Here is a 1,142-nt window from a genome sequence, read left to right on the forward strand (position 1 = left end):
GAAATATGACACGCCGATCACCCGCACCATTACGTCTGCAAACATCGACCGTCTGCGCTTTACCTTCGGTGTACAGGCACTGGTGGAAACCACCTCAAAGGGTGACAGGAATCCGTCGGAAGTCCGCCTGCTGGTTCAGATACAACGTAACGGTGGCTGGGTGACGGAAAAAGACATCACCATTAAGGGCAAAACCACCTCGCAGTATCTGGCCTCGGTGGTGATGGGTAACCTGCCGCCGCGCCCGTTTAATATCCGGATGCGCAGGATGACGCCGGACAGCACCACAGACCAGCTGCAGAACAAAACGCTCTGGTCGTCATACACTGAAATCATCGATGTGAAACAGTGCTACCCGAACACGGCACTGGTCGGCGTGCAGGTGGACTCGGAGCAGTTCGGCAGCCAGCAGGTGAGCCGTAATTATCATCTGCGCGGGCGTATTCTGCAGGTGCCGTCGAACTATAACCCGCAGACGCGGCAATACAGCGGTATCTGGGACGGAACGTTTAAACCGGCATACAGCAACAACATGGCCTGGTGTCTGTGGGATATGCTGACCCATCCGCGCTACGGCATGGGGAAACGTCTTGGTGCGGCGGATGTGGATAAATGGGCGCTGTATGTCATCGGCCAGTACTGCGACCAGTCAGTGCCGGACGGCTTTGGCGGCACGGAGCCGCGCATCACCTGTAATGCGTACCTGACCACACAGCGTAAGGCGTGGGATGTGCTCAGCGATTTCTGCTCGGCGATGCGCTGTATGCCGGTATGGAACGGGCAGACGCTGACGTTCGTGCAGGACCGACCGTCGGATAAGACGTGGACCTATAACCGCAGTAATGTGGTGATGCCGGATGATGGCGCGCCGTTCCGCTACAGCTTCAGCGCCCTGAAGGACCGCCATAATGCCGTTGAGGTGAACTGGATTGACCCGAACAACGGCTGGGAGACGGCGACAGAGCTTGTTGAAGATACGCAGGCCATTGCCCGTTACGGTCGTAATGTTACGAAGATGGATGCCTTTGGCTGTACCAGCCGGGGGCAGGCACACCGCGCCGGGCTGTGGCTGATTAAAACAGAACTGCTGGAAACGCAGACCGTGGATTTCAGCGTCGGCGCAGAAGGGCTTCGCCATGTAC

The 1,142-nt window shown here is 57.7% G+C and carries 1 protein-coding gene; it reads left to right on the forward strand.

Annotated features, from left to right (window positions below; translation table 11 throughout):
* Nucleotides 1–1,142: host specificity protein J (locus tag CBF90_RS16025; protein ID WP_141097191.1), on the forward strand; the 1,142-nt coding region annotated here is incomplete at both ends.

Origin of the sequence: Microbacterium sp. AISO3 (assembly GCF_002204305.1) — a bacterium.
GTDB classification, from domain to species: domain Bacteria; phylum Actinomycetota; class Actinomycetes; order Actinomycetales; family Microbacteriaceae; genus Microbacterium; species Microbacterium arborescens.